This is a genomic window from Saccharopolyspora sp. 6V (assembly GCF_020176785.1).
GTDB lineage: Bacteria > Actinomycetota > Actinomycetes > Mycobacteriales > Pseudonocardiaceae > Saccharopolyspora_C > Saccharopolyspora_C gregorii.
Window position 1 is genome coordinate 73598 of sequence record NZ_JAIUKB010000069.1, and the last position, 7526, is coordinate 81123.

7 protein-coding genes are annotated in these 7526 nt (G+C 72.5%); 1 reads left to right on the forward strand and 6 read right to left on the reverse strand.

Features of this window, described 5'->3' with window-relative positions; all coding sequences use genetic code 11:
- Nucleotides 1-62: 62 nt before the first annotated feature.
- The 6 genes from recN to LCD35_RS14975 all read right to left on the reverse strand — a co-directional run bounded on the left by recN (nt 63) and on the right by LCD35_RS14975 (nt 6046).
- Complete coding sequence (gene recN / locus LCD35_RS14950; RefSeq protein WP_225044346.1) at nt 63-1868, reverse strand: DNA repair protein RecN; 1806 nt, start codon at nt 1866-1868, stop codon at nt 63-65.
- Between the two features lie 114 nt (nt 1869-1982).
- Nucleotides 1983-2876 (reverse strand): NAD kinase, encoded by an 894-nt coding sequence (locus LCD35_RS14955; RefSeq protein ID WP_224962225.1) that lies wholly within the window; start codon nt 2874-2876, stop codon nt 1983-1985.
- Complete coding sequence (locus LCD35_RS14960) at nt 2873-3760, reverse strand: TlyA family RNA methyltransferase (RefSeq protein ID WP_308011334.1); 888 nt, start codon at nt 3758-3760, stop codon at nt 2873-2875. The genes LCD35_RS14955 and LCD35_RS14960 overlap by 4 nt, the downstream gene beginning before the upstream one ends.
- Before the next feature lie 5 nt (nt 3761-3765).
- On the reverse strand, nt 3766-4002 hold the full coding sequence (locus LCD35_RS14965) for a hypothetical protein (protein ID WP_224962229.1): 237 nt from the start codon (nt 4000-4002) through the stop codon (nt 3766-3768).
- 95 nt (nt 4003-4097) lie between these two features.
- Nucleotides 4098-5123 (reverse strand): HAD-IIA family hydrolase, encoded by a 1026-nt coding sequence (locus LCD35_RS14970; protein ID WP_224962231.1) that lies wholly within the window; start codon nt 5121-5123, stop codon nt 4098-4100.
- Nucleotides 5120-6046, reverse strand: a complete 927-nt coding sequence (locus tag LCD35_RS14975) for a hypothetical protein (protein ID WP_225044347.1) — start codon at nt 6044-6046, stop codon at nt 5120-5122. Before LCD35_RS14975 ends, LCD35_RS14970 begins: the two co-directional genes overlap by 4 nt.
- Before the next feature lie 18 nt (nt 6047-6064).
- On the opposite strand from LCD35_RS14975, the gene LCD35_RS14980 reads away from it, so the two are divergent.
- Nucleotides 6065-7330 (forward strand): hypothetical protein, encoded by a 1266-nt coding sequence (locus tag LCD35_RS14980; protein ID WP_224962236.1) that lies wholly within the window; start codon nt 6065-6067, stop codon nt 7328-7330.
- Nucleotides 7331-7526: the final 196 nt, after the last annotated feature.

The following is a 7526-nucleotide window of genomic DNA, read 5'->3' on the forward strand; positions in this document are numbered from 1 at the left end:
CGCCACGCCGTACGACCACACCCGTTCAGCCCTACTTGATTGATCCAAATGGATCAATCGGGTCAGCGGGGGTTCGCGGCGGCGCTCTTCCCGCCGCGCCCGCCCTTCGCGGGTCCGGCCTTCGACTTGTCGGACGCGGCGGTCGCCAGCAGCTCCTCGGCGTGCGCCCGGCCGGTGGCGGTGGAATCCAGACCCGCGAGCATCCGGGCCAGCTCGGCCACTCGTTCACCGTCGGCGACCGTGCGCACGTCGCTCCGGGTGAGTCCGGTGTCGTTCGATCCCTTGTCCACCACGAGGTGCCGGTCCGCGTAGGCGGCCACCTGCGCGAGGTGGGTCACCACGACCACCTGGTGGGTCCGCGCCAACCTCGCGAGGCGGCGACCGATCTCGACGGCCGCCCGGCCACCCACCCCGGCGTCGACCTCGTCGAACACCAGCGTCGGCACCGTGTCCGCGTCGGCGAGCACGACCTCCAGCCCGAGCATCACCCGCGAGAGCTCACCACCCGAGGCGCCCTTGTGGATCGGCAGGGACGGGGCACCGGAGTGCGCGATGAGCCGCAGCTCGACCTCGTCGGTGCCGTCCGGGCCGGCGGCCAGCGTCCGGTCCCCCACCGCCAGCGCCGCGGTGTCCGACGCCTCGGTCTCCTTGGGCTCGACCACGACCTCCAGCCGCGCCTGAGCCATCGCCAGTCCGGCGAGTTCCTCGGAGACCGCGGCCGCGAGCCCCACGGCGGCCTCCTGCCGTTCCTTCGTGAGCACCTGGGCGTGTTCCGCCAGTTCGGCGGCGAGCTCGTCGCGGCGCTGCGCCAGGGCGGCCAGCGCCTCGTCGGAGGTGTCCATCCCGGCCAGGCGCTCCCGCGCGTCCGCGGCCCACGCCAGCACGCCGTCGACGTCGGCGGCGTACTTCTTGGTGAGGTTCTTCAGCTCGGCCTGCCTGGCGAGCACCTGTTCCAGCCGTCCGGGGTCGGCGTCGAGCCGGTCCAGGTACCCGCCCAGCTCGGCACCCACGTCCGAGAGCACCGCGGTCGCCTCCGCGACCCGCGAGTCCAGGTCGAGCAGCACCGGGTCCTCGGCGGCACCGAGCCGGCGCCGGGCGTCACCGAGCAGGCCCATCGCGCCCGGAGACTCCGGATCGCCGTCGGCCGCACCGCTCACCGCGTGCTGTGCACCGGCCGCGATCTCGCGCAGTTGGTCGACGTCGGACAACCGCCGCGCCTCGTCGACGAGGGCTTCATCCTCGCTCTGCTCCGGCGCCACGGCTTCGATCTCGTCCAGGCCGTGCTTCAGCAGCTCCGCCTCCCGTGCCCATTCCCGGGCCCGGTCGGTGCGCTCCGCAAGCTCCCGCACCACGGCGGTCCAGTCGGCGCGAACCCGCTGGTACTGCTCCAGGACGGCGGCCACCGGCTCACCGGCGAAGCGGTCCAGCACCGCGCGCTGCTCGCCGGGGCGCAGCAGCCGGAGCTGGTCGTTCTGCCCGTGCACCGCCAGCAATTGCTCCGACAGCTCGGAGAGCACCGCGTTCGGCACGGCCCGGCCGCCCAGGTGCGCGCGCGAACGACCATCGCTGTTCACGCTGCGCAGCGCGATCAGGCTGCCGTCCTCGTCCGGTTCGGCACCGGCTTCCCCGGCGACCTTCGCCGCCCCCGATTCGGGGGCGACCTCGAACCGCCCTTCCACCAGAGCCCGCGGAGTGTTCGATCGGACTCGCGAAGCATCGGCGCGACCACCGCTGAGCAGGTGCAGCCCCGTGACCACCATCGTCTTGCCAGCTCCGGTCTCACCGGTCACCACGGTCAGGCCTGGGTGCAGCTCAAGCGTGGCATCGTCGATGACTCCCAGTCCCTGGATGCGCATCTCAGCCAACACATCAAGCACCCTAGCGGGCGGCCCCGACCGCTCGGCCCCCGCCAGTCCGATCAATCACGCCGATCCGCGCGCGGCGGTGCCGCGCGACCGCGCTCGACTGCGGTTCGCGGCCGGTCAGTCGGCTGCCGGGCCGCGCCACCCCTGGACCGGGAGCTCGAACTTCCGGACCAACCGGTCGGTGAACGACGCGTCGTACAACCGGACCAGGCGCAGCGGGTTCGCCCCGGCCACGACCTCGACCCTGGCCCCCGCGGGCAGGTCGAAGTGCCGCTGCCCGTCGCAGCACAGCACCGCGTCGTGCCCGCCGTGGTCGATCTCCAGCGCTACGGTGGAGTTCCGCGACACCACCAGCGGGCGGGCGAACAGCGCGTGCGCGTTGCTCGGCACCACCAGCAATGCCTCCACTTCCGGCCAGACCACCGGCCCGCCAGCGGAGAACGCGTAGGCCGTGGATCCGGTCGGGGTGGAGCAGAGCACCCCGTCGCAGCCGAACGCGGACACGGGATGGCCGTCGACCTCGACGACCACGTCGAGGATGCGTTCCCGGCTGCTCTTCTCCACGCTGGCCTCGTTCAGCGCCCACGTGGTCGCGAGCACCTTCCCGTCGAGCATCGCGGTGATGTCGACGGTCATCCGCTCTTCGACGTGGTACCGGCCTTCGACCACGGCCAGCACCGCTTGGTCCAACGCATCCGAGTCGGCCCCGGCGAGGAAACCGACCCGCCCGAGGTTGACGCCGAACACGGGGACGCCCGGCAGCCGGGCCAGCTCGGCGGCGCGCAGCAACGTCCCGTCGCCACCGAGCACGAACACCAGCTCGGTGCCCGCGGCGGAGTGCGGTCCGGAAGGAACCGCTTGGGTGTAGCAGCCGGGGCTGAGGTCGCGCGCCTCATCCTCCAGCACGCGCACGCGCACGCCGGCTCCCACCAGTTGCCCGGCGACCTTCTCCGCGGTGCGCAGGTTGTGCTGTTTACCGGTGTGGACCACCAGCAGCACCTCTCGGGTCAACTGCGGCCCCCTCGTCGGTTTCCGGCCGTGCCGGCGGCGGCCTTCTGGGCCCCACCGCCCTTGTCCGTCGTCTGCGGCCCGGTGCGCACCGCTTCCGCGACGAGTTCCGCCGCTTCCGCCGGGTCGGTGCTCGCACCGGACCGCAGCCAGACGAAGAACTCCACGTTGCCCGAGGGCCCCGGCAGCGGGCTGGCGGTGACGCCGCGCAGCCCCAGCCCGGACTCCGCAGCGAAGCGGACCACGTCCAGGACCGCTTCCGCGCGCAGCTCGGGGTCCCGCACCACGCCGCCGGAACCGAGCCGCTCCTTGCCGACCTCGAACTGCGGTTTGACCATCGGGACCAAGTCGGTCTCCGGCCCGGAGCACGCCGACAGCGCGGGCAGCACGAGCTTCAGCGAGATGAAGGACAGATCGGCCACGACGAGATCGACCGGACCGCCGATATCGGCGGGTTCCAGGGCGCGCACGTTGGTGCGGTCGTGCACCCGCACCCGGTCGTCGGTCTGCAGCGCCCACACCAGCTGGCCGTACCCGACGTCCACCGCCACCACTTCCCGAGCACCCTGCCGCAGCAGCACGTCGGTGAAGCCACCGGTGGAGGCACCGGCGTCGAGGCACCGGCGCCCGTCGACGGCCAGCCCGTCGGCGCCGAAGACCTCCAAGGCGCCGAGCAGCTTGTGCGCCCCGCGAGAAGCCCACTTCGGGTCGTCGACGTCCTCGGCGACCACGACCGGGGCATCGATCTCGACGGCGGTGGCCGGTTTCCCGGCGACCATGCCCCGCACGGTCACCCGACCGGCGGCGATCAGTTCCGCGGCCTGCTCCCGCGACCTCGCGAGCCCGCGGCGCACGAGTTCGGCGTCCAAACGCGATTTGCGCGGCACTCCGATCACCCGCCGCCCGTCGAACCGGACAACATGTTCTCGGCTCTGCTCAACGCTTCGGACAACGCCGTGTGCACCGCCTCGAACCGCTGGACGTGATCGGCCACCGGCAACTCACGCACCTCGTCGAGACGCGCGAGCGCTTCACCGATGGCGTGCTCGGCCGCCGAACCGTCGTCCGAGGACTTCGCCAGCATCGACGGGTTCGGCGCGAATGCACCGCCCTGCCCTGGAGAGGTCATCGTCTCCCGCTTCTGTCGCCCACATCGCCGGACGTCTCGCGGCGACTACATCAACGCTATCCGAACTGAACCCCGGACGTGCGGAGCCGGTCGCTTCAGGCGAAGCCCAATCGGCGCAACGCATCGGTGGACGTGGAATCCGCCGAGCGCACGGTCACCTGCCCGGAGCCGACCGGCCACCACGCAGCGCACAGGGCTCGGAGCGCACCGAGCGCGTGCTCCCGCGTTCCGGACGACTCCGGCCGGTCCGACGCGGCCGACAGTTCGAGAACACCGTCCGCGACTCGAACCTTCCAGTCGGGCTGGTCGCCGACGGCGGTCACCTCGTGCGGCAGGTGCAATCCGCGCAGATCGTCCGCGATGTGCTCGGGCCGGAGTTCCACCGGCGCGAACAACGCGTCGGCCGGGGTTCCCACCCCGGTCAGGACCATCAGCGAGGGCATCCCGGACCGCACGGCACCGCTGATGTCGGTGTCGAGGCGGTCTCCGACCATCAGTGGCCGCCCGGCCCGCGCCGAGGACACGGCGCGGTCCAGCAACGGGCGTTCCGGTTTGCCGGCGACCTGCGGTTCCTGACCGGTCGCCGCGCGCAGCGCCGCGACCATGGAGCCGTTGCCCGGCAGCTCACCGCGTTCGGTGGGGAGCGTGGCGTCCGCGTTGCAGGCGACCCACGTCGCTCCGGCGCGGATGGCCAGGCACGCTTCCGCCAGGTTCCACCACCCGGTGTCCGGAGAGTGGCCTTGCACGACCGCGACCGGTTCGTCCGCGTTCTCCCGGACCGGGGTGAGTCCGAGCTGCTCGACCTCCGCTGCGAGCGCCTCCGAGCCGACGACGAGCACCTTCGCGTCGGTCGGCAGCTGTTCGGCGAGCAGGGCGGCACCGGCTTGAGCGCTGGTGCTCACCTCGTCCGCGGTGGCCTGCAGGCCGAGCGCGTTGAGGTGGTCGGCGACGGCTTGCGCCGGTTTGGACGCGTTGTTCGTCACGTACCGCACCTGCACGCACTTCCGGCGCACCTCCTCGATGGCCTCGTCCGCCCCGGGCGCGAGTTGGCCGCCGCGGTACACGGTGCCGTCGAGGTCGAGCAGCACCGCGTCGTGGTGGTCGAGCAGCGTTCCGGTCACTGCGATTCGTCCCCTCGCGGGTCGCTCGCCTTCACCGCTCGGTCGGCCGACTGCGTTCCGTCCACCGCTGTCTGCTTCGAGGCCGGGGCCTGTTCCACCGCGGCTGCATCGGGCTCGGCGGTCGCGGGGACGGCCTGCGCCGTGGTCGGTTCCGCAGCAGAGTCACCCGCGTCCACGGGTTCTTCCACCGTCACCTCGGCTTCGGATTCGGATTCGGATTCGGATTCGGTGGTGAGCTCGACGTCGCCCGCGTCGTCGAGCGCGGCGGGTCCGGCAGCGGTCGCTTCAGCCACGAGTTCTTCTGCTTCGGCATCACCGCCGAGCAGGACCACCAGCTCGTCCAGGCGTTCCGGGGCGTCCGTCTCACCGTCGTCGTCGGCGTGCGCGGCGTGCACGAACCAGGTGAACGCCTCCTGCACCCGGCCGGCGGCGAGCAGGTTGTCGGCGTACGCGTAGAAGAGCCGGGCGCTCCACGGTTCCTGGACCTTCGGGTCCAGTTCGGGAATCTGCAGGCTCACCACGGACGCTTCGACCTCGCCGAGGTCGCGGCGGGCACCGGCGGCAACGATGCGGAGCTCCACCGCTTCCCCACCGGTCAGCTCGGCGGCTTCGGCGCTGCGGCTCAGTTCCAGGGCCCGTTCCGCACGGCCCAGCGCACGCTCGCAGTCCGCCATGATCGCGATGTGCCCGGGGCCACCACCCATGCGGCGCGCGGCGCGCAGCTCGGACAGCGCCTCGGTCCACTCACCCATCTGGTAGGCGCACAGCCCGTTGGCTTCGCGCGCGGCACCGATGCGGGAAGCGCGGTGCCGCGCATACCGCGCGTGCACGAGCGCCTGCTCCGGGTCGGTGTCCATCAGCTTCCCGGCCGCGACCAGGTGCAAGGCGACCTTGTCCGCGAGCCCCTTCGGCAGCGAGCGCATGTCCCGGCGGACCTCACCGTGCAGCTCGGAGACGTCGACGTCCTCCGGCAGTTCCGGGGCGACCTCGACGGGCTTGGTCTCGACGTTCTCCTCGGCTGCCGCACTGGAACGCTGCGCGGCGTCCCGGTCGTGTCGGCGCGGACCGCGGTTGTCGGACTGCGGCCGCTGCCGGTCGTCGCGCCGCGGGCGGTCGTTGTCGAAGCGGTCGCGCTTGCCCTGCGGACGGTCACCGCCCCTGCGATCGTCCTTCGGACGCCCGTAGGAGGGACGGCCGCCGCGGTCATCGCGACGATCGTCGCGCTGCCGCCGGTCGCCGCCACGATCGTCGCGCTTGTCCGACCAGGAGCGGCCGCCGCGGTCCCGGCCGTCGCTCTTGCGGTCCTGCCACGGGCGGTCGTTGCGCGGACGGTCGTCGGAACGGTGGCCGCCGCCTTGGTGGCGGTTGCCGCCCGCGCGGTTGTCGCTCCGCCGGTCGCCGCCCCGCTTGTCGTCGTCGCGCCGGTGATCAGGGCGCCGGTTGTCCGGGCGCTGGTCGTCGCGCTTGAAGTTCGAGCCCTGGCGGTCGCGGCGGTCGTCGAACCGCGGCTTGTCCCGGCGGTCACCGCCGCGGAAGTCACCACGGTTCCGGTCGCCACCGCGGAAGTCACCGCGATTCCGGTCGCCACCGCGGTCGTCCCGAGGCCGGTCGTCGCGGTAGGAACGGTTGGGCCGGTCGTCCCGGTTGAAACCACGGCCGCGGTCGTCCTGCCGGTCGAAGCGACGTGCGCCTCCCGAGCCGCCACGGCCGCCGTCGTTCCGACGATCGTCACCGCGACGCTCGTCGCGGAAGCCACCACGACGTTGTTCGCCCGGACGTCCGCCCTTGCGGTCGTCGAACTTGGAGTCCCGTCGGAAGCCGCCCTTGTCGGCCGGACGGCCCCGGTTGTCCTTGCGGAACTTGGAGTCGCCCTTGTCGCCAGGGTCACCCCAGGTCTGCTCGTCGCGTCCCTGCCCGAAGGCGCGCTGACGGTGCCCCCCATCGGCCCGGCGATCTTCGATGCGCGGTCCGCCGCGGTCGCGGTTGTTCGAGAACCGGCTCCCACCGCCCTGTCGGCCGCGGTCACCACCCGAGCCGCGGGATCCGCCGTCTCGGCCTCGGTCGTTCCGGCCGCCGAAACCGCGCCCTGCCGATCCGTTCTTGCCGGCCTGGCCGCTGCGGCCGGAATCGGCTCCGCGGCGGTCGCCGCCGCCACGCGTGTCGTCGGACCCGGACACCAGACCTCCTGGACGTGCAAACTCGGTTGAGTACCAGCGTAGACCTCGGCGCCACCGCTCTACCGGTGCCGTCCGAGTGTGGATGCCGCGTCGCTCGCAGTCGAGGCGCAGCACAAAAAAGGGCCCCGGGGGGCCGGGGGGGGGGGGGCGCGCCCCCCCCGCGGGGGGGGGGTTTTTTTGGGGGGGGGCGGGGCCCAAAACCACCACAACGACGGGCGCAACGACG